The organism is Devosia yakushimensis, from assembly GCF_030159855.1.
Taxonomy (GTDB): Bacteria; Pseudomonadota; Alphaproteobacteria; order Rhizobiales; family Devosiaceae; genus Devosia; species Devosia yakushimensis.
In genome coordinates this window covers 59,275-79,404 of record NZ_BSNG01000003.1, presented here as the reverse complement: position 1 = coordinate 79,404, position 20,130 = coordinate 59,275, and the positions used below count along the sequence as shown (strand labels likewise).

General features: G+C 63.8%; 23 protein-coding genes. 18 read left to right on the top strand and 5 right to left on the bottom strand.

Going from position 1 to position 20,130, the window contains the following annotated elements:
• The first annotated feature begins 83 nt into the window (after positions 1–83).
• From hemP to QQL79_RS18945, 10 genes are all read left to right on the top strand, one after another.
• Positions 84–263 (top strand): hemin uptake protein HemP, encoded by a 180-nt coding sequence (gene hemP, locus QQL79_RS18990; RefSeq protein WP_284393535.1) that lies wholly within the window; start codon positions 84–86, stop codon positions 261–263.
• Between the two features lie 8 nt (positions 264–271).
• Positions 272–1,327, top strand: a complete 1,056-nt coding sequence (locus QQL79_RS18985) for a hemin-degrading factor (RefSeq protein ID WP_284393532.1) — start codon at positions 272–274, stop codon at positions 1,325–1,327.
• 8 nt (positions 1,328–1,335) lie between these two features.
• Positions 1,336–2,205 carry a heme/hemin ABC transporter substrate-binding protein gene (locus QQL79_RS18980; RefSeq protein ID WP_284393530.1) on the top strand — a complete coding sequence of 290 codons (870 nt, stop codon included), beginning with the start codon at positions 1,336–1,338 and terminating at the stop codon, positions 2,203–2,205.
• A gap of 16 nt (positions 2,206–2,221) precedes the next feature.
• Positions 2,222–3,304, top strand: a complete 1,083-nt coding sequence (locus tag QQL79_RS18975; RefSeq protein ID WP_284393974.1) for a FecCD family ABC transporter permease — start codon at positions 2,222–2,224, stop codon at positions 3,302–3,304.
• A gap of 4 nt (positions 3,305–3,308) precedes the next feature.
• Positions 3,309–4,133, top strand: a complete 825-nt coding sequence (locus tag QQL79_RS18970) for a heme ABC transporter ATP-binding protein (protein WP_284393528.1) — start codon at positions 3,309–3,311, stop codon at positions 4,131–4,133.
• The gene (locus QQL79_RS18965; RefSeq protein ID WP_284393526.1) at positions 4,133–4,567 is read left to right on the top strand and encodes a hypothetical protein; all 435 of its coding nucleotides are present in this window, start codon (positions 4,133–4,135) and stop codon (positions 4,565–4,567) included. The genes QQL79_RS18970 and QQL79_RS18965 overlap by 1 nt, the downstream gene beginning before the upstream one ends.
• Before the next feature lie 11 nt (positions 4,568–4,578).
• Positions 4,579–5,277: a protein TolQ gene (tolQ, locus tag QQL79_RS18960; RefSeq protein WP_284393525.1), complete on the top strand. Its 699-nt coding sequence runs from the start codon at positions 4,579–4,581 to the stop codon at positions 5,275–5,277.
• On the top strand, positions 5,277–5,711 hold the full coding sequence (locus QQL79_RS18955) for an ExbD/TolR family protein (protein ID WP_284393524.1): 435 nt from the start codon (positions 5,277–5,279) through the stop codon (positions 5,709–5,711). The genes tolQ and QQL79_RS18955 overlap by 1 nt, the downstream gene beginning before the upstream one ends.
• Before the next feature lies 1 nt (position 5,712).
• Positions 5,713–6,699 carry an energy transducer TonB family protein gene (locus QQL79_RS18950; protein WP_284393523.1) on the top strand — a complete coding sequence of 329 codons (987 nt, stop codon included), beginning with the start codon at positions 5,713–5,715 and terminating at the stop codon, positions 6,697–6,699.
• Between the two features lie 212 nt (positions 6,700–6,911).
• Complete coding sequence (locus QQL79_RS18945) at positions 6,912–7,826, top strand: dihydrodipicolinate synthase family protein (protein WP_284393522.1); 915 nt, start codon at positions 6,912–6,914, stop codon at positions 7,824–7,826.
• 80 nt (positions 7,827–7,906) lie between these two features.
• Here QQL79_RS18945 and QQL79_RS18940 read toward each other — a convergent pair whose 3' ends face one another.
• The 3 genes from QQL79_RS18940 to QQL79_RS18930 are packed head-to-tail and all read right to left on the bottom strand — an operon-like array spanning position 7,907 to position 10,890.
• Complete coding sequence (locus QQL79_RS18940) at positions 7,907–8,911, bottom strand: 4-hydroxyproline epimerase (RefSeq protein ID WP_284393520.1); 1,005 nt, start codon at positions 8,909–8,911, stop codon at positions 7,907–7,909.
• A 6-nt stretch (positions 8,912–8,917) separates the two neighbouring features.
• On the bottom strand, positions 8,918–10,150 hold the full coding sequence (locus QQL79_RS18935; protein WP_284393517.1) for an NAD(P)/FAD-dependent oxidoreductase: 1,233 nt from the start codon (positions 10,148–10,150) through the stop codon (positions 8,918–8,920).
• Positions 10,150–10,890 (bottom strand): GntR family transcriptional regulator, encoded by a 741-nt coding sequence (locus tag QQL79_RS18930; protein ID WP_284393515.1) that lies wholly within the window; start codon positions 10,888–10,890, stop codon positions 10,150–10,152. Before QQL79_RS18930 ends, QQL79_RS18935 begins: the two co-directional genes overlap by 1 nt.
• 225 nt (positions 10,891–11,115) lie before the next feature.
• On the opposite strand from QQL79_RS18930, the gene QQL79_RS18925 reads away from it, so the two are divergent.
• From QQL79_RS18925 to pip, 7 genes are all read left to right on the top strand, one after another.
• Complete coding sequence (locus tag QQL79_RS18925) at positions 11,116–12,162, top strand: LysR family transcriptional regulator (protein ID WP_284393514.1); 1,047 nt, start codon at positions 11,116–11,118, stop codon at positions 12,160–12,162.
• A gap of 143 nt (positions 12,163–12,305) precedes the next feature.
• Complete coding sequence (gene pqqA, locus QQL79_RS18920; protein WP_081917371.1) at positions 12,306–12,386, top strand: pyrroloquinoline quinone precursor peptide PqqA; 81 nt, start codon at positions 12,306–12,308, stop codon at positions 12,384–12,386.
• A gap of 26 nt (positions 12,387–12,412) precedes the next feature.
• Entirely contained in the window at positions 12,413–13,306 is an 894-nt protein-coding gene (gene pqqB / locus QQL79_RS18915; protein WP_284393512.1) for a pyrroloquinoline quinone biosynthesis protein PqqB, read from the top strand.
• 5 nt (positions 13,307–13,311) lie between these two features.
• Entirely contained in the window at positions 13,312–14,070 is a 759-nt protein-coding gene (gene pqqC, locus QQL79_RS18910) for a pyrroloquinoline-quinone synthase PqqC (protein ID WP_284393973.1), read from the top strand.
• A complete protein-coding gene (gene pqqD, locus QQL79_RS18905) occupies positions 14,067–14,390 on the top strand; it encodes a pyrroloquinoline quinone biosynthesis peptide chaperone PqqD (protein ID WP_284393511.1) in 324 nt (107 codons plus the stop codon). Before pqqC ends, pqqD begins: the two co-directional genes overlap by 4 nt.
• Entirely contained in the window at positions 14,387–15,580 is a 1,194-nt protein-coding gene (gene pqqE / locus QQL79_RS18900) for a pyrroloquinoline quinone biosynthesis protein PqqE (RefSeq protein WP_284393509.1), read from the top strand. Before pqqD ends, pqqE begins: the two co-directional genes overlap by 4 nt.
• Complete coding sequence (gene pip, locus QQL79_RS18895) at positions 15,577–16,536, top strand: prolyl aminopeptidase (protein ID WP_284393508.1); 960 nt, start codon at positions 15,577–15,579, stop codon at positions 16,534–16,536. The genes pqqE and pip overlap by 4 nt, the downstream gene beginning before the upstream one ends.
• Before the next feature lie 49 nt (positions 16,537–16,585).
• Here pip and QQL79_RS18890 read toward each other — a convergent pair whose 3' ends face one another.
• The gene (locus tag QQL79_RS18890) at positions 16,586–17,635 is read right to left on the bottom strand and encodes a dipeptidase (RefSeq protein ID WP_284393506.1); all 1,050 of its coding nucleotides are present in this window, start codon (positions 17,633–17,635) and stop codon (positions 16,586–16,588) included.
• Between the two features lie 10 nt (positions 17,636–17,645).
• Complete coding sequence (locus QQL79_RS18885) at positions 17,646–19,130, bottom strand: sigma-54-dependent transcriptional regulator (RefSeq protein WP_284393504.1); 1,485 nt, start codon at positions 19,128–19,130, stop codon at positions 17,646–17,648.
• 262 nt (positions 19,131–19,392) lie between these two features.
• Between QQL79_RS18885 and QQL79_RS18880 the strand changes: the two genes are divergently transcribed.
• Entirely contained in the window at positions 19,393–20,085 is a 693-nt protein-coding gene (locus QQL79_RS18880; RefSeq protein WP_284393502.1) for an META domain-containing protein, read from the top strand.
• Positions 20,086–20,130: the final 45 nt, after the last annotated feature.

Here is a 20,130-nt window from a genome sequence, read left to right as displayed (position 1 = left end):
AGGTGACTAGTAGAGTCAAGAAAATGTGGATGCGGCCGCGCAAAACTTCCGGCGCCCCAAATCCCTGCTGCGACGAGAGTTTAGTGACGCAACAAAACGACCCATCACTGCCGGCTGAGCCGGCCGGCGCGCTGCCCCCGGGCACCCGAATCGTCACCACCGCCGAATTGTTCGGCGGGGCCGGGGAGATCGTGGTGCTGCACAATGGCACGCCCTACCGGCTGCGCATCACCCGCCAGGACAAGCTCATTCTGACCAAATAGGCCAATCAATGACCGAGAAAACCGCCAAGACTCCCGCCGAAATCCGCGACCTGCGGGCGCGTCACCCCGAAATGCGCGAGCGCGATTTTGCCCGTATCCACGGCATTTCCGAGGGCGAGCTGGTTGCCGCCGAAGTGGGCCGGAGCGCAGTGCGCCTGCAGCCCGATCTCGATCTGCTGCTCAATGGCCTGAGGGCTTGTGGCGAAGTCATGGCGCTGACCCGCAATGAGAGCGCGGTGCATGAAAAGATCGGGCCTTACGAAAAGGTGGTGATCGGCCCGCGCGCCTCGATGGTGTTGGGCGAACAGATCGATCTGCGCATCTTCCCCTCGTGCTGGGCCTTCGGCTTTGCCGTGGACAAGGTGGGTGAAGAGGGCGCGGTGCGCCGCTCGCTGCAATTCTTCGATTATCAGGGCGTGGCCGTGCACAAGGTACATGCGCGTCCCGCGACCAATTTCGAGGCCTGGGACCTGCTGATCGCCAATCTGCGCCATCCTGACCAGTCCGAGGGCATCACCGTTTCGCCCGCCGAGACGCCTGAACCGCTAGGCGAGGCCGCTGGCATTCCCGAGCTGCGCGAGCGCTGGTCGGCCATGACGGATACCCACCAATTTTTCGGCATGCTCAAGGCGCTCAACCTGCCCCGGCTCGATGCGCTCGAAATGGTGGGCGAGGATTATGCCTTCCAGCTCGATCACTCGGCTGTCGCCAAGCTCTTCGAAGAGGCTGCCGCGAGCGAATTGCCGCTAATGGCCTTTGTGGGCAATCACGGCTGCATCCAGATCCATTCCGGCCCGGTCAAGGAGATCAAGGCCATGGGGCCCTGGCTCAATGTGATGGACCCCACTTTCCACCTGCACCTGCGGCTCGATCAGATCGCCGCCGTCTGGGCCGTGCGCAAGCCGACCTCCGATGGCCATGTCACTTCGGTCGAAGTCTATGACGCCCAGCGCGAGCTGATCATCCAGTTCTTCGGCAAGCGCCAGGAAGGCCATGACGAGCGCGCCGCCTGGCGGACCATCGTCGAATCGCTGCCGCTCTTCTCTCAAACCCACGCCGCGTGAGCTCTGCCATGACTTTGTCCTTGAAGAATTTTTTGGCCGCTGGCGCTGTGGTAGCATTCGCTGCGCTTCCCGCGGCCGCGCAGGACCTGCATCCCTTCGCCGATAACTCGCGGCTGGTCTCGATCGGCGGCTCGCTGACTGAAATCATCTATGCACTGGGCGAAGAGGGCAAGCTCATTGCCCGCGACAGCACCGCGACCTATCCCGAGGCGGCGGTGGCGCTGCCCGATGTGGGTTACATGCGCCAGCTGGCGCCCGAAGGTGTGCTCTCGGTCAGCCCCAGCGCCTTGCTGGTGATCGAAGGCAGCGGCCCGCCGGAAGCGCTCGACGTGCTCTCTCATGCCGGGGTCGACTACCAGACCGTGCCCGAGGGCTTCAGCCATGAGGGCATCCTGGTCAAGGTACGGGCCGTTGGCCAGGCGCTGGGCGTGCCTGACAAGGCCGAGGTGCTGGCGGGCGAGATCGATGCGGCGCTCAAGGCGGTCGAGGCGCGCACCGCTGATATCGCCGAGCGCAAGCGCGTGCTCTTCATCCTCTCGGCCCAGGGTGGCAAGATCCAGGCTTCTGGCACCGATACGGCCGCCGATGGCATTATCGCACTGGCCGGGGCGGTCAATGCGATCGACGAATATTCGGGCTACAAGGCCCTGACCGAGGAAGCCATTATCGAAGCGGCGCCCGATGTGATCCTGATGATGGATCGCGGGGGCGACCATAGCGCCAGTGATGCCGACCTGATCGCCAATCCGGCCATTGCGCTGACCGAAGCGGGCCGCAACCACGCCATCGTGCGGCTTGACGGAGCCTATCTGCTGGGCTTCGGCCCACGCACGGCCGAGGCCGTTTCTGACCTCGTCGACGCGCTCTACGGGGAATAGGCGAGTGGCCCAGGTCATGTCCATCAATGGTGCCGTTGCGGAGCGCGCCGCAGGCGACCGCAGTGGCCTGGGGCGCCTGGTGGTCGCGGCGCTGGCCTTGTTGCTGGTTGCGACCATGGTCATTTCGATGACCACGGGTGCCTCGGGGGCTTCGGCATGGACCATTATCGGGGGCTGGTTTGGCCTTGTGCCGGAAAGCGAGCTGCAGGCGCTGCGCGATCATGCGGTGATCTACAATATCCGCCTGCCGCGCATGATCCTGGGCGTGCTGATCGGGGCGGCGCTGGCCGTATCGGGCCTGTTGATGCAGGGTCTCTTCCGCAATCCGCTGGCCGATCCGGGCCTGGTGGGCGTTTCGGCCGGAGCGGGGCTGGGCGCGGTGGGCATTATCGTGCTGGGAACGACGGCGCTGGCGCCGCTGACCGCGTTTCTGGGCATTTATGCGCTGCAGATCGCTTCGTTCATTGGCGGGCTCATCACCACGTTCATTCTCTATCGGGTGGCGACCCGCAGCGGGCAGACCGCCATTGCCACCATGCTCCTGGCCGGTATTGCGCTGGGGGCGCTGGCCGGGGCGGTGACGGGGGTGCTGGTCTATATCGCCAATGATGCCCAACTGCGCGACCTGACCTTTTGGGGCATGGGATCGCTGTCGGGCGCCAATTGGACCAAGATCATGGCCTCTGGGCCGATCATCATCGTGGCCCTGGGCGCGGCTGCCTTTATGGGCAAGGGGCTCAATGCGCTGACGCTGGGCGAGGCGACGGCCGGGCACCTGGGGGTGCCGGTGCAGCGCTTCAAGCGCATTGTTATCGTGGCGGTGGCAGCGGCGACGGGGGCATCGGTCGCGGTCAGCGGGGGCATCGGCTTTGTCGGCATTGTCGTGCCGCATCTGTTGCGGCTCGTGGTCGGGCCCGATCACCGCTATCTGCTGCCGGCCTCCGCTCTATTGGGCGCTTCGTTCCTGCTGATGGCCGATGCGGTGAGCCGACTTGTGGTCGCGCCGGCCGAATTGCCCATCGGCATCGTCACGGCTGCGGTGGGCGGCCCCTTCTTCCTCTGGATATTGCTGCGCAAACGCGCGGCTTTGGCCTGGTGACGCCATGATCGAAGTGGACAATGTCTCGGTCGAAATCGACCGCCGCCGCATTCTCGATGCCATCAGCTTCAGGGCATTGCCCGGGCAGGTGACGGCCATTATCGGCCCCAATGGTTCGGGCAAGTCGACGCTGCTCAAGGCGCTCTGCCGCGACTATGCCTTTGGCGGCGGCATTAGGATCAATGGGCACGATGTGGGCGCCATGGACCTGAGCATGGCGGCGACGCTGCGGGCCGTGCTGCCGCAATCGAGCAACCTGCCTTTCCCCTTTACCGTGCGCGAAGTGGTGGCACTGGGGCTGACGGCCGGCCGGCCGGGCGTGTCGCTGGGCGCGCTGCGGCGCCTGCCCGACGAGGCCCTGGCGCGGGTCGATCTCACCGGATTCGGCGGACGGTTCTATGGTGAATTGTCGGGCGGCGAGCAGCAGCGCGTGCAATTGGCGCGGGTCATCTGCCAGGTCTGGTTGCCGGTGCTCGATGGCGTGCCGCGGTTTTTGTTTCTCGACGAGCCGGTCTCGAGCCTCGATATCAAGCATCAATTGATGATCATGGATGTGGCCCGCCAGTTCGCCGCCGCCGGTGGCGGGGTGATTGCCATCCTGCACGACCTCAATCTGGCGGCCATGTATGCCGACCAGATCGTGGCGATCCGCAAGGGATCGGTCGCCGGCCGCGGCACGCCCGCCGAGGTGCTGACCGATGCGCTTATCGCCCAGGTCTTTGATTGCCCCATGCGGGTGGGCGCATTGCCCGCCGGCAATATTCCTTTCGTCTTGCCGCAATCGGCGCAGCTTCTGTCTGCCGCGGCACCATCCAGCAAGGTTGCCTGATGTCTAAAATCCTCTCCGCCCTTCTCTTCGGCGCGCTCGCGCTGACCGGTCCCGTGCTGGCTCAGGAGGCCGCGTCTGCGCCCGCCCCATCGCTGGCGCTCGAGCTCAATGCATTGCAGCCGGCCGATACGGGCTGCCGGGTGACGTTCCTCGCCACCAATAGCCTGGGCGGCGAGCTCAACCGGGCGGCGGTCGAAGTGGCCTTCTTTACCGTCGATGGCGCCATCGATCGTATCGTGACGCTGGACTTCAAGGGGCTGACCCAGGGCAAGACCAAGGTCTTGCAGTTCGAACTCAAGAACCTGGCCTGCGATGGCATCGGGCGGCTGCTGATCAACGACATCACTGCCTGCGAAGGCACCGATATTGCCGCCACGGCCTGCCTTGATGGCCTCGTTACCACAACGCGTCCTGAAATCGCGTTCGGCGTCTGAGGGGCGGAGCGATGGAAACGGCAGCTGCGCAAGCGCATGATTTTTCGATGTTCGCCCTGTTCATGCAGGCGGACTGGGTGGTCAAATCGGTGATGATCGGGCTGGTCATTGCCTCGGTCTGGGTCTGGGCTATCATCGCCAACCGGATGGCTGCTTATGGCAAGGCCAAGCGCGACATGGCCGCCTTCGACAAGGCCTTTGCCTCGGGCCGTCCCCTGGCCGAATTGCGGGCCGATTATGCCGGCAGCGGCCAGCACGGGCTTTCGGCGGTGTTTCTTGCGGCCATGGACGAATGGGACAAAAGCCATGCGGTGGATGCCGCCAATGCGGTGGGGCTACAAAGCCGGCTCGAAATCGCGCTCGACCTGGCGGTGAGCGAACAGAGCGCCGATCTCGAAAAGCGGCTGGGTTTTCTCGCGACCATCGGCAGCGCCGGACCCTTTGTGGGCCTGTTCGGCACGGTCTGGGGCATTATGAACGCCTTTACCGCCATTGCGGCGGCGGAAAATACCAGCCTCGCCGTGGTGGCGCCGGGCATTGCCGAGGCCCTTCTGGCGACGGCTTTGGGGCTGCTCGCGGCCATTCCCGCCGTTATCGCCTATAACAAGCTCAGTGCCGATGCGGGCAAGCTGATCGCGCGGCTCGAAGGCTTTGCCAATCGCCTGGTGGCGTTGATGTCGCGCCAGCTCGATGCCGGAAAGTCGCTCTGATGGGCATGGCTTTAGGCAATAACAAGGGCAAGCGCGGCCGGGGCCGGGCGCCGATCAGCGAGATCAATATCACCCCCATGGTGGATGTGATGCTGGTATTGCTGATCGTTTTCATGGTGGCTGCGCCGCTAATGACCATGGGCGTGCCGATCGACCTGCCCGAGACACGGGCGCAGGCCATGCCGCTGCAGACCAAGCCGATCACGGTGACGGTGGAACCCAGCGGCGCGCTCTCCATCGAGGGTGAGCAGGTGACGCTGGAAACGTTGGTTTCCAGCGTCGAGGCGCTGGCGGTGGAAGGCACCGATGAGCGGCTTTACGTGCGCGGCGACACCACGGCAGCCTATGGCGCGATCATGGAAGTGATGGGTGAATTGTCGGCTGCCGGCTATAGCCGCATCGGCCTTGTTACCGTGCCGGCCCGGACGCCCTGATATGCGCTATGCCCTTTCCGGTTCGGCCCTGGTGCACGCCGGCATTTTCGGCATTGCCTTTGTGGGCTTTGCCTGGCCGCAACCCGAAGATGCGCCGCCGCCCGGCGCAGTAACGGTCGATATCGTGTCAGTGAGCTCGGTTTCGAGCAACCTGACGTCGACGCTCGAGGAAGGCAGCGCGGAAAACCTGGTTTCGTCCGGCAGCGAGACGGTTTCGCCCGAGCCGTCCGAAACGCTTGAGCCAGTGGAGCCTGAGATCGAGACGGCGCAGCCCCCGGTCGAGGAGGCGCTACCGCCCGAGGCGGTCGAACCGCCGCCCCCCGAAGAGGCCCCGCCCGTCGAAACGGCGACTGCCGAGCCGGTCGAGGCCGAACCCATCGAACCGGTGACCGAGACGATGGAGGTGGCTGTGCTGGCGACGCCGATGAGTACACCTGCGCCCATCGATACGGTTGCGCCTATGGCGACGGAAACGGTCGAGCCGGAAGAGGTAACCGATTTCAATGCCGCCCCGGTGCCGCATGTGCTCAGCTTCGAGCGCCCCAGCGCGCCGACGCAGCGCCCGCGGCCGCAACAGCCGGCGCCAACGCAACAGGCCACGCGCCCGGCGCTCCAGAAGCCGCCACAACAGGGCAATAGCGGGCAAAGCAATGCCGATAGCGCGGCGGCACAAGCCACAGCCGGCCAGCAAGGGGCCCAGGGCAGCGGCGGGGCTGCCCAGACGGCAAGCTGGGAGCGGCAGGTGTCGCGGCGGCTCAACAATGCCAAGCGCTATCCCCGTTCTGCCGGCGGGGCCACGGGGACGGCCGTTGTGCGCTTCACCATCGCGGCCAATGGCGGACTGGGTGGGGTAAGCCTTATCCGCTCATCGGGTCATCCGGCGCTTGACCAGGCCGCCATCGATGCGGTCACCCGCGCAGCGCCCTTCCCCCCACCGCCTGACGGCACCAGCCGGGGGCTAGGCGTTCCGGTGGATTTCACACGGTAAAATCGCGTTTCCGGGCTCGGCCCGGGCGTCCATCACGGTGTCATTCCCGCGAAAGCGGGAATCCATTCTTTTATGCCGAGGTCCCCAGGAGGGCGGGAATGACGTCGCGGGTGGCAAGGTGTTGTGGCTCGCCATTTTTGATTGTCGACAAACTAAATACAATACCCTAAAACTGAAGGCAGCTCCCCCGCTTGCGACAAAGAGGATCAGGTATGCAAAAGAGTGATTTCCGCGGCGTATTGCCGGCGATCACCACCAAGATGACGGCTGACCAGCAGGTCGATCTCGAAGCCGTCAAGGCCGATGTGATTTTCCAGATCGAGGGTGGTGTCGATGCCATCGTAGTCTGCGGCTCGCTGGGCGAGGCTTCGAGCCTGACAGTCACCGAAAAGCTTGCCATCGCCAAAGCGGCCATTGAGGCGGCGGCGGGCCGGGTGCCGGTGCTGCTGACCATTGCCGAGGATTCCACGGCGGCCGGGGCGGCGCTGGCTGCGGAAGCCGAAAAGATCGGCGTCGAGGGGTTGATGGTGCTGCCGGCAATGCGTTACCTGGCCGATGACCGCGAAGTGGTGGTGCATTACCGGGCGGTGGCGGCAGCCTCGAACCTGCCGATCATTATCTACAACAATCCCCTGGCCTATGGCATCAACATCACCGCCGAGATGCTCAAGGATATGGCCGACGAGCCCAAATTCGTCGCCATCAAGGAATCGACCGGCGACACCCGCCGTATCAACGAGACCATCAACGCGGTGGGCGATCGCTATCAGCTGTTGACCGGGGTCGATGACCTCGCGCTCGAAAGCCTGGTGTTGGGCTGCCATGGCTGGATTGCGGGCCTGGTCGTGGCCTTCCCCAGGGAAACCGTTGCTATCTACAAGCTGGTGCAGCACGACCGCATCAAGGAGGCCATGGAAATCTACCGCTGGTTCCTGCCGCTGCTGCATCTCGATATCGGCCCGAAATTCGTCCAGAATATCAAGCTGTGCGAAGCCATTGTGCGGGGCACTTCCCCCGTGGTGCGCCAGCCGCGGCTGGAGCTGGTCGGGGATGAGGCAAAGGCCATCCGCGCGGTGGTCGAGAAGGGTCTCAAGACGCGGCCGGATTTGACGAAATACGGGTTCTAGTCTGCGGCGCTTTACACCCACGAAGTCATCCCGGCCTGCGCCGGAATGACGTCGTGGGGCGGAATGCTAAGGGTGTCCCCTCAGTTGACCGTAAACCCCTTCACGAACGGGTCGCGGTCATCGAGGAAAATCGTGTTGTACCCCGTGATCCAGGCCTGCCCCGCAATCGAGGGGACGATGGCCTCATAGGGCCCGACCCTGGTGGCAGACTCGACCCGCCCCACAAACAGGCTTCCGATAATCGATTCATGCACGAAGCTCTCGCCGACCTTGAGCTCGCCGCGCGCCGCTTTCTGGGCGAGGCGTGCCGAGGTGCCGGTGCCGCAGGGGGAGCGATCGATGGCCTTTTCGCCGTAGAACACCGCGTTGCGGGCGTCGGCTCTGGGGTTCACCGGCACGCCGGTCCACATGATATGGCGCAAGCCGTTGATGGTGGGAAATTCGGGGTGCTGGAAGGTGTATTTCTCGTTGATCAGCCGCCGCGCCACGGGCGAGAGCTGCTGGATATCGAAGGCCGAGAGCTGGTTCATATCGACAAAGCCCGGTTGGGGCTCGAAAATGGCGTAGAAATTGCCGCCGTAGGAAACGTCGAACTTGAGCGGGCCAAGGCCCGGCAGATCGATGTCGAGCCCGGTGGCATAGAGGAACGAGGGGACATTGGTGATGCGGACATCGACCACATGGCCCGCATTGTCCATGGTATATTCGGCCTCGATGATGCCGGCGGGCACTTCGAGCCTGAGCTTGCCTGGCGTCTTGGGGGTGACCAGACCTTCTTCGATCATCACCGTGACCGTGCCGATCGTGCCATGCCCGCACATGGGCAGGCAGCCTGAGGTTTCGATGAAGAGGATGGAGCCATCCACATCCCCGCGCAGTGCGGGATAAAGGATCGAGCCGCTCATCACGTCATGGCCGCGTGGCTCGAACATCAGGCCGGTGCGGATCCAGTCATATTCGGCCAGGAAATGCTCACGCCGGGCATTCATCGTATCGCCCTTGAGATCGGGGCCGCCCCCGGCCACGACACGGACCGGATTGCCGCAGGTATGGGCGTCGATGCAGAAAAAGCTCTTCTTGCTCATAATGGCCTATTGAAAGCGGGTAATGCTGAACGGGGCGAGCGCCGGATCGGCGGGTGCGTCAGCGATGAGAGTGGCCACCAGCCGCGCAGTGACCGCGCTCAGGGTCAGGCCCAGATGGCCGTGGCCAAAGGCATAGACAATGCGGTCGTCGCCGGGATGGCGGCTGATGACCGGGAGGGAATCGGGCGTCGAGGGGCGTCGTCCCATCCATTCCTTGCCGCCTTCGGGCAAGGCCGGCACATAGCGCCGCATCTTCGTGCGCATGGCCTTGGCGCGAGCGAAATTGGGCGCGGTGTCGGGCTTAGCCAATTCCACCGCGCCGCCGACGCGCAGGCCATCGACGAGGGGCGATGCGATAAAGCCGTGATCGGCAAAACCCACCGGCATGGGCAGGTTCCAATCGAGATCGGTGTAAGTGGTATTGTAGCCGCGCTCATTTTCGAGCAGCACTTTGGCGCCCAGCCCTCGTACCAGATCGCGTGACCAGACCCCGGAAGCCACGACGACTTTGTCGAAAGTTTCGTTGCCCGAGGCGGTGGTGACGACGATGCCGGCCTCGGATTGCGCCAGCCGGGTAACCCTCTCGGGAACCAAACGGCCGCGGCTGGCCAGGAAGGCCTGGTAGTGGCGCAGGATGGTCAGCGGATTGGAGGCAGTCCAATAGCTGGGCTGGTGGATGGCGCCGGCGAAATTGCCTTCGAGCTGGGGCACCAATTGGCGGGCGCGTTCGGGGGAGATAGCCTCGAAGTCATAGCCCAGATTGGCCTTGACCAATTCGGCCTCATGCACCCCGGCTGCGACACTCTTTTCGCTGTCATGCACCGAGACATAGCCGGTTTGCCGCAAATGACCGGTGAGATCAGCCTTGCGACCCAATTCCTCATGATCGGCCAAAGCCGTTGTCATCAACAGTGTCAGCGCCTTGCGAGCCTTGACGCCACGGGCCGGCGTGGCCGAGGCGAGGAAGGCCAGGAGCCAGGGCAGGAGCGCGGGCACGTCGGTCCAGCGCAAGGTCAGTGGTCCTAGCGGATCGAGCAGCCAGCCTGGCACGGCGGCCAGAATGCCGGGACTGGCCAGGGGCGCAATTTCCGGCAGGGCGATCAGCGAGGCATTGCCCGACGAGGTGGGCAGGCCATCGGGTTCGGGTTCGAAGACGGTGACATCATGGCCCTGATCGATCAGCCAGGTGGCAATGGCTGCGCCGATAATGCCGGCGCCGGCAATGGCAATGCGGGCCATTAGCGGGTTTCCGTCAGGGTAATCTGGGCGGCGGTGTCGCGCCCGATATAGCTCTGGATCTGCCGCACGATCTGGGCGGCATGCTCGGCACCCAGCTGGTCGGCGAGGTCCGCATTGCCGGCCTCGATGGCGGTGACCATGGCGCCGTGCTCATCCACATATTGACGCGGCAGCTTGTCGTCGAAGGAGGAATAATAGAGCCGCAGGATGCGCCGCCCCTCATCGAGCAGCCGGCCGAACAGGTTGGTGAAATAGATATTGCCGCCCGCTTCGGCGATGGCCATGTGGAAATCGCGATTGGTCTGGATCATGCCCAGGGCGTCGCGCCGGCCCACGGCCTCGGAATAGGCCGCCTCGAAACTGCGGATGGCCACCAGATGTTCGGGCCGGCGATGCACCGCTGCCGAGCGTGTGGTGACGCGATACATCAGCGTCAGCGCCTCGAAATAGAGAGGCAGGCGCACGAAATCGATGGTGGCGACGACCGTGTTGCGATTGGGCAGGGTAGTGACCAGCCCTTCTCCCGAAAGCCGCACCAGGGCTTCGCGAATGGGGGTGCGGGACATCTGGAATTGTTCGGAGAGGCTCGATTCGTCCAAGGGACTGCCCGGTTCGAGCTCGAGTTCGAGTATGGATTGGCGTAGCCGCTCGTAGACGGTCTGAGCGCCCTGGCCGCGCACCCGGCCATTGGCGGGGGTTTCGACGGCGGGCTTGATTTTCTTGGTCTTGGCCGTGGCCATTCAGCAGTGCTCCATAGGCTTGGTGCCCAATCACGGCCCGCAGCTTGTCAGCCGGACGCGCCGGATTCAAGCTGCCGATTTCATGGAGATGCTATATCGTATCCAGTTTGTCGACAATATACTCCCGGGCGACGCGGAACATGGGCGGCGGAATTTTTTCTTTCGTTGCGAACCGCTTCACCTTAGCTCTAGCCACGGCAAGCCGCATCGGGGAGACGAGACGCAATGGATGACGAACGGGCCGGGGCGCGGATCAAGGCGGTTGCGCGGAACGGAAATGCAAAGAACCGGTCCGGCGAGGTCACGCTCAATCAATTGCGGATTTTCTGGGCGGTGGCCCGTTCGGAAACGCTGACCAAGGCGGCCAAGCAATTGGGCCTGGCGCAGCCTTCGCTGTCCCAGCAATTGAGCAAGCTTGAAGCCAATGTGGGCACGCTGCTGTTTCACCGCCGCTCCAATGAAATGGCGCTGACCGAGGCAGGCAGCTATCTGCTGCCCAAGGCTGAGCAGGTACTGCGCAATATGCGCGAGTTGGAAGATGGGCTGGCCCAGTTCAGCGGCGGCAAGCGGCTGACTTTGCGGCTGGCCGGCATCAATTCGGTGCTGCGCGTGCTGCTGCCGGGTGCCATTGGCATGATGCAGAGCCAGTTTCCCGAGGTGGATTTCGATATCCAGGAAAGCGCGCCCGCCGATATTCTGGAACTGCTCTATGGGCGGCGGGTCAATATCGGCCTCCTGGCAGCCAATTCGGTGGCGCAGGCGGGCGTGGGGTTCGTGCAGATTCCGCTGATCGAGGACCCCTATGTACTGGTGGTGCCCGAGGCGTTGACGCTCGATGGGATAGCCGACCCGCAGCGTGACTTGCCGCAAGAACAATTGGGTTTGCTCAACCAATCCATCCAGTTCACCTTTGGCAGCCAGCAGGCCAATCGCGTGGCCGATTGGTATGATCGGATGCTGCCGCAGCATCGCGTGGTCGCGCAATGCCGCAGTTTCGAGACCGCGATCGGGCTGGTGCGGGCGGGGTCGGGCGTGTGCCTGGCGCCGGCTCTGGCCACTATTGCCGGCAATGGGCCGCCGGGCGGGGTGCGGCTCTATCGGGTCAAGGCGCCGCCGCGCCGGATCGTGGCGCTGGTGCCCTCGCAATACCGGCGGGCCGAGCCCTATGCGAGCCTATTGGAACTGCTGCAGCAGAGTGCGGCCGTTTATGCCACGCCGGGCGTGCTGCCGACGCCGCCCTTTCTGGCGGGGGATATGGCGGAGGATTTTTAGGTTTCGGGCGCAGCGCCCGCGGAAATTCCAGCAACACCAGCACTATAGGCAAAAGCTATTGCTGCCATAGAGTGCGTTCACGCCTTGCAGCGGTCACCCTCACAGGCAGCGGCAATCATGCCGCATTTGTGAGGAGACCTGAAATGGCCTGGAAGAAACCCACCATCATCGAGATTCCCGTCAGCATGGAAATCAACATGTACGCTTGCGCCACGCGCAAGTAGTTGGTGGCCTGCCGCGGACAGGGACAATGATCAAAATCGTCATCCTGGGCTCCGCGGCAGGCGGCGGCCTGCCGCAATGGAATTGCGGATGCAGCAATTGCCTGGCGGCGCGAAGCGAGCCGGGCCTGCGCGCGAGCCAGGCCTCCATCGCCATCAGCGGGAACGGCGAACATTGGTTCCTGATCAATGCTGCGCCCGATCTGCGCCAGCAGATCATCGACACGCCGGTGCTGCATCCCAAGGGCCTGCGCCACAGCCCGATTGCCGGGGTGATTCTCACCAATGGCGAAGTCGATGCGGTGACGGGCCTATTGTCGCTGCGCGAAGGCTCGCCCTTTGCCCTCTACGCGCATCAGCGGGTGCAGGAGATTTTGCGGGCCAACAGCATTTTCAATGCGCTGAACCCGGAAAAGGTCGCGCGCATCGCCATCGAGACGGATGTAACATTCGAGCCGAAACTGCCCGACGGCTCCGGTTCGGGCCTCCTCATCGAACCCTTTGTCGCGCCGGGCAAGACGGCGCTTTATCTCGAAGGCGCTGCGGAAAATGATGAGGGCGATACGCTGGGCTTGCGCATCACGCGCAATGGCAAAACCCTGGTTTTCCTCGCAGCCTGCGCCGCCATCACGCCGGATGTGACCAAAAAGCTGGCCGGGGCGGATCTGGTTTTCTTCGATGGCACGCTCTGGCGGGACGATGAATTGGTCGCGCTGGGCCTGGGCCAAAAGACCGGGCAGCGCATGGGCCATATCGCCATGGATGCGGCCATGCCGGCGCTGGCGGGGTTGGAGATCGGCCGCAAGGTCTTTTTGCATATCAACAATTCAAACCCGGCCTGGCGGCGCGATGCGCCTGAGCGGGGGCAAGTAGAACAGGCGGGATGGATCATTGCCGCCGATGGGATGGAGATGACGCTTTGACAGCCATGACAGCTTTTTCGGTCGCGTCCGACGCGGTGCTCAATAGCCCCGAAGACTTGGAAGCCCAACTGCGCGCCATCGGCGCCACCCGCTATCACAATCTGCACCCGTTCCATCACCTGCTGCATGGTGGCAAGCTGAACAAAGGGCAGGTGCAGGCCTGGGCGCTCAATCGCTATTATTATCAAAGCTCGATCCCGCTCAAAGACGCCGTTGTCATCTCGCGCTTCCGCGACCGGGCGACCCGCATTGAATGGCGCCACCGCATCGAGGATCACGATGGCGATGTGGGCAGCGAAGGCGGCATTGAGCGCTGGCTGCAACTGACCGCGGGGCTGGGGCTCGACAATGACTATGTCGAATCCGCCGAGGGCATTCTGCCGGCGACGCGCTTTGCCGTGGATGCCTATATCCATTTCGTGCGCGATCGCAGCCCGCTCGAGGCCATCGCCTCATCGCTGACCGAGCTTTTTGCGCCGAACCTGCATGAGGAGCGTATCTCTGGCATGCTGGAGCATTACGACTTCATCAATCCGGGCGTCATGACCTATTTCAAGCGCCGCCTGGAACAGGCCCCACGCGACGCCAATTTCGCGCTCGATTATGTCAAGGCCAATGCCAGGACGCCCGCCGAGCGGCAGGCGGTGTGCAATGCGCTGATCTTCAAGACCAATGTGCTCTGGGTGCAGCTCGATGCGCTTTATCACGCCTATGTCGAGGGGCATGTGCCGCCAGGCGCTTTCGTGCCGGCGGCGGCATCATGAGCGGGCTTGTTGCACCCGCCACACGGCGGCGCATGCAGGTTTCGGAGGAGAGCGTGCCGGCCCTGGCGCGCGGCACCAAATTGCGTCTCGATGAAACCCGGCAACGCTGGGTGCTGCTGGTGCCCGAGCGGGTGATGGCGCCCGACGAGATTGCCGTCGAAGTGCTCAAGCTCTGCGATGGGCAGCGCAGCGTCACTCTCATTACCGATCATCTGGCTGGCATCTACAATGCGCCGCGCGAAGAGATTGCGGGCGATATCATCGCCATGCTGCAGGACTTGGCGGATTCCGGCTTTCTGGTCGAGGCGGCCAAGCCATGAGCCCGACACTGAGCGATGCCAGCCCCGTGTTGGCCGACACCAATGATGGCCTGGCTATTCTCGAAGGCCAGTCCGTCGCGCAGGCCTTTGGCATTCCGCTGGCGGTGCTGCTCGAACTCACCCATCGTTGCCCGCTGCAATGCGGCTATTGCTCCAACCCCATCGAGATGGAGCGGGCGGGCAATGAGCTGACCACCGACGAATGGAAGAAGGTGCTGACCGAGCTGGCCGAGATCGGCGTGCTGCAGGTGCATTTTTCCGGCGGCGAACCCAGCGTGCGCAAGGACCTGGTCGAGCTGGTGCGCCATGCCGAGGGGCTGGGGCTCTATACCAATCTCATCACCTCGGCCGTGCTGATTACGCGAGAGCGGTTGGCCGAATTGGCCGATGCGGGGCTGGCCCATATCCAGATCAGCTTTCAGGCCAATGATCCCGTCTTGGCCAATCGCATTGGCGGCTTCAAGAATGGCCATGCCAAAAAGCTCGAGGTCGCGCGATGGTCGCGCGAGCTGGGCCTGCCGCTCACCGTCAATGCGGTGATGCACCGGCAGAACCTGCATCAGCTACGCGAGATGATCGGGCTGGCAGTCGAGCTCGACGCCGACCGGATCGAAGTCGCCAATGTACAGTATTATGGCTGGGCACTGAAGAACCGCGCCGCGCTGATGCCGACGATCGAGCAGATCGATGAGGCGACGGCCATTGTCGAGGAAGAGCGGGCCCGCCTGCATGGTATTCTCGATATCGATTTCGTGGTGCCGGACTATTATGCCCTGCGCCCCAAGAAATGCATGGGTGGCTGGGGGCGGCAGTTTTTCAACATCACGCCTTCGGGCAAAATCCTGCCCTGCCATGCTGCCGAGACGATCACCGACCTCAATTTTGAATCGGTGCGCTCCAATCACTCCATCGCCTGGATCTGGCAGAATTCGGACGCCTTCAACCGCTATCGCGGCACCGGCTGGATGCCCGAGCCCTGCCAGAGCTGCGCCTTCAAGGAGGTCGATTATGGCGGCTGCCGCTGTCAGGCCTTCGCGCTGACCGGCAGTGCGGGCAATACCGATCCGGCCTGCCATCTCTCGCCCATGCATGAGGCCATTTTCAAGACGGCCGAGCGGGAAGCCAGTGAAGGCGGGGACCGCTTCATCTATCGTAATTTCGCCGGCGGCACGCTGGAGCCGGAGCTTTGACAGCGCCCGATGGCGGGGCTGATCCGTTTGCCCCGCTGACATCGCAGATGCTCGATGTGGGCGATGGTCACAGCCTCTATGTCGAAACCGTGGGCCAGGTCGATGGCATCCCCGCAGTCTATCTCCATGGCGGGCCGGGCAGCGGTTGCCAACCGTCCCATCGGCGACTGTTCGATCCCGGTCGTTTTCGGGCCGTGCTGTTCGACCAGCGCGGCGCCGGACGCAGCCTTCCGGCCCGGTCGCGGGAGTACAATACGACCCAACACCTGATTGCCGATATGGAGCGGGTTCGGGTGGCGCTTGGTATCGAGCGCTGGCTGGTGGTGGGCGGTAGCTGGGGCGCGACGCTGGGCCTGGCCTATGCCCAGACGCATCCCGAGCGGGTCAGTGGCCTTGTGCTGCGCGCGACATTTCTGGGAACGCGGGCTGAACTGGACTGGGCCTTTGGCACGGGGCTTGCTGCCTTTCACCCCGGGCTTTACGAGGATTTCCTGAGCCTGCTCCCGCAAGACGAGAGGGAGCAGCCACTCGACGCCTATTTCCGGCGCATCCTCCATGCCGACCCGGCGATCCACGGTCCGGCGGCGCGAGCCTGGCACGATGTGGAGCGGGTTTTGTCGGAGGCGCGTCCGGCCAAAACCCGGCTCGATCTCGATGAAATCCATAATGGCACGCGGCTGCCCGCGACGGCTTTTATGGAGGCCTATTATTTCGCGCAGGATTCGTTCCTCACGTCCGCGCAATTGCTGGCCGGGGCAGGACGGCTCAAGGATATTCCCGGAGTGATCGTGCAGGGGCAGTTCGATCTGCTCTGCCCGCCGGCGATGTCCCATGGATTGGACCGGGCCTGGGGGAATGCCGAGATCGTGCTGCTTGAAGGGGCGGGGCACGCCATGTCCGAGCCGGGGGTGACCGAGGCGGTGATGGCGGGGGTTGAGCGGTTAGCCAAGGTCTAGCTTCCCCGATGTCGTTCCCCCGTCATTCCCGCGCGGGCGGTAGGCCACTCTACCGGTCGATCACCCGTTCCAACAGCGCCAGCCAATTGCCATGCGCCAGCCGCTTGATCAGCGCCTCGCCATAGCCATGCTTGCTCATCGCCTCGATCAACATCTGCAGCCCGGCCGAAGAGCCAATGGCGGCCGGCAGCATGGCGCCGTCGAAATCGGAGCCGAGGCCCACCCGCGTTTCGCCGACTGCTTCGATCATGGCGTCCAGATGGCGCAGCATGATTTCGATATCGGTATCGGTGCGCCAGGCTCCATCGGGCCGCAGGAAGCCGGTGGCGAAGTTGAGGCCCACCATGCCATCGCTATCGGCAATGGCCCGGAGCTGCCCGGCCGTGAGATTGCGCGGGGAGGGGCAGATGGCATGGACATTGGAATGGGTGGCGACCAGCGGGCCGGTCGAGACTTCGGCCACATCCCAAAAGCCCTTTTCGGTGATGTGGGAGAGGTCGACCAAAATGCCCAGCCGGTTGCAGGCTTCGACCAGGCGCCTGCCAGCATCGGTGAGGCCCGGACCGGTGTCGGGCGAACCGGGGAAGTTGAACGGCACGCCATGGCCGAAAATATTGTCCCGGCTCCAGACCGGGCCGAGCGAGCGCAGGCCCGCGGCGTAGAGCACATCGAGGAATTGCAGATCGGCATCCACGGCTTCGACGCCTTCGAGGTGGAGCACCGCGGCGATTTTACCCGCGGCCATGGCCGCTTTGATCTCGGCCGTGCTGCGGCAGACGGCGAGGGCCCCGGCGGCTTGGAGCCGGTAGAGCAGGCTGATCTGCTTGATGGCATCGGCCTGGGCGGGAACGAGGTCCAGCGGCAGGGGCGCCATGTCGAAAGCCATGCCCGGGGGCAGCGTACCGTCCGGCTTTTTCGGCGAAGGGCAGAAAACGGCGAACATGCCGCCGGCAAAGCCGCCCGCCCGGGCCTTGGGCAGATCGACATGGCAGGGAAAGGAGCCGGTGAGGAAGGCCGTTACAGGATCGGACACGTCCGATGTCGCCAGATGGCCCAGAATGTCATTGTGGCCATCAAAGACCGGAATAGGCTCGCTCATTACCCTGCCGTCATGCTGCGTCGTTGATCAGGTCCTCAGCCAGACCATATTCGTGCAGCTTGCGGTAGAGGGTAGAGCGGCCAATCTTGAGGGCGCGGGCCACGCGCGACATGCGTCCACCATGATGCTCGATGGCAAAGACGATGGCGGCGCGCTCGATTTCAGCCAGAGCCGCGATTTCGCCCGAGGCATCGAGAAAGCGGTCGGGCGCGGGCGAAAAATCCTCGTAGGCGCGCTGGCGGGCCGGGGCGGTGTCGATATGGACCGGCGCAGCAGGCACCGGCACGGTTTCGATATCCGATAGCGCAATGTCGCGCCCCGCCGACTGGGCGACGATCTGGGGGAAATCGACGGTTTCGAGGAAAGCGCCGTCGCTGAGCACGATGGCGCGGTAAACGGCGTTCTCGAGCTGGCGGACATTGCCGGGCCAGTCATAGGCGGTGAGCAGGTCGAGCGCGGCTGGGGAGAGCCCCAGCACGCGCTTGCCGGCTTCGGCCGAGAAGCGGGCGATGAACATGGCGACCAGGGCCGGCGCATCCTCCATGCGCTCGCGCAGTGGAGGCACATAGATGGGAAAGACATTGAGGCGGTAATAGAGGTCTTCGCGGAACTCGCCTGATTTGGCCAGGTTCAAAAGGCGTCTATTGGTGGCCGAGATAACGCGGACATTGACCTTTTCGGTGCGGCTGGCGCCGACTGGCTCGATCTCGCCATCTTGCAAGGCGCGCAGCAATTTGACCTGGGTGTCGGGCGGCAATTCGCCGATTTCATCGAGGAAGAGCGTGCCGTTATGGGCTTCGGCGAATTTGCCCGGCTGGTCGGCAATGGCGCCGGTAAAGGCCCCCTTCTTGTGGCCGAACAGCACGGATTCAACCAGATTGGGCGGGATGGCGCCGCAATTGACGGTGACGAAGGGCCTTCCGGCGCGCTCTCCCGAGCCCTGGATGATGCGGGCGATCAGTTCCTTGCCGACCCCGGTTTCCCCTTCGATCAAGACGGGAATGGTGGATTTGGCGGCCTTGGCGCAAAGCGTCAGCACGCGGCCCATGGCGGGGGCCTTGGCGATCATGTCGGCGGCGGTGAAAGTGCCGGTCCTGCGGGCATGCTCGGCGCGGATGGCCGCTTCGAGCGTATCGAGCTTCATGGCATTGCGCAGCGAGATGACGAGGCGTTCGGGCGATACCGGCTTGACGAAATAGTCCGCCGCGCCCTGGCGCATGGCGGAGATGACGGTTTCGAGCGAGGCATTGGCGGTCTGGATGATGACGGGTGTGGTCAGCCGCTCGCGGCGCATCGCCTCCATCACGCCCATGCCGTCCAGATCGGGCATGACCAGATCGAGGATCATGGCGCCGATATTGCGGTCCTCGCGCAGAATGGCCAGCGCCTGCTCACCCCCCGTGGCGGTCAGCGGCTTGAAACCGGCGCGGTTGGCGATTTCGGCGGTGAGCCGCAGCTGCACCGGATCATCGTCGACAACGAGAACACGCGTCATACTTACCTCAGGCATTGGTCCCGGCACGAATCTGGTGTGCCGTTTTGGGAGGAGGATGGGGCAAGGGGTTTAAGAGGGGATTAACCGTGTGGGATTTGGGGGAGACAGAGGACATTGTGGCCTTGCGCTCCCCCGAATGGACGCCCCGTCCTCCGCTCGTTAGGATCGCCCAAACCAAAAGGGAAGCATCATGGTCCTGAGCAGAATTTTCGCATCCTTGGTGGCGGGTATCGTCGCCCTTATCCTGTCCGGAGGAAGTGTAATGGCCGATGGTGCGGTGCTCAGCGGTACGGTGTTTTTCCGCGAACGCATCATGCTGCCCGACACGGCCAAGGTCAGCGTGGAGCTGGTCGATGTGTCCCTTGCCGATGCTCCGGCCAAGGTGCTGGGTCAGGCCGTGGCCAGCGGTAAATCGCCGCCCTATGCTTATGCCATCGCCTATGATCCTGATGCCATCGTGCCGGGGCATAGCTATGCGGTTTCCGCCCGCATCACCGAGGGCGGCCAATTGCTCTTCATCTCGACCACGCGCAACAGCGTCTTCGGGACTGGCCCCGATGCTACCGATATCCTGGTCGAGCGCGTCGCCGATGCGCTGTCGGCGGCCAGCGATGGCGGGCCCTACGGGCGGTGGCTGGCCGAGGATATCGACGGGCGTGGCGTCATCGATAACCTCCAGACCACACTGGAGATTGCGCCCGATGGACAGGTGAGCGGCATGGGCGGCTGCAACCGCTTCGGCGGCGCGGCCAACCACGATGACGCGGCGCTGAGCTTTGGCAATCTGTTCTCGACCGAGATGGCCTGTGCACCGGCCATCATGGACCAGGAGCAGAAATTTCTTGACGCTTTGGGGCGGGTGGCGAGCTACCGGCTCGACGTGGAACGCAACAAGCTGATCCTGCTGGATGCGACTGGCAGCGAGATCGTGGTGCTGGCCCGGCAGGATAGCTGAACAGGCGCAGCGATTTGACTCGCTGATTGATGGGGCACCCTTCAC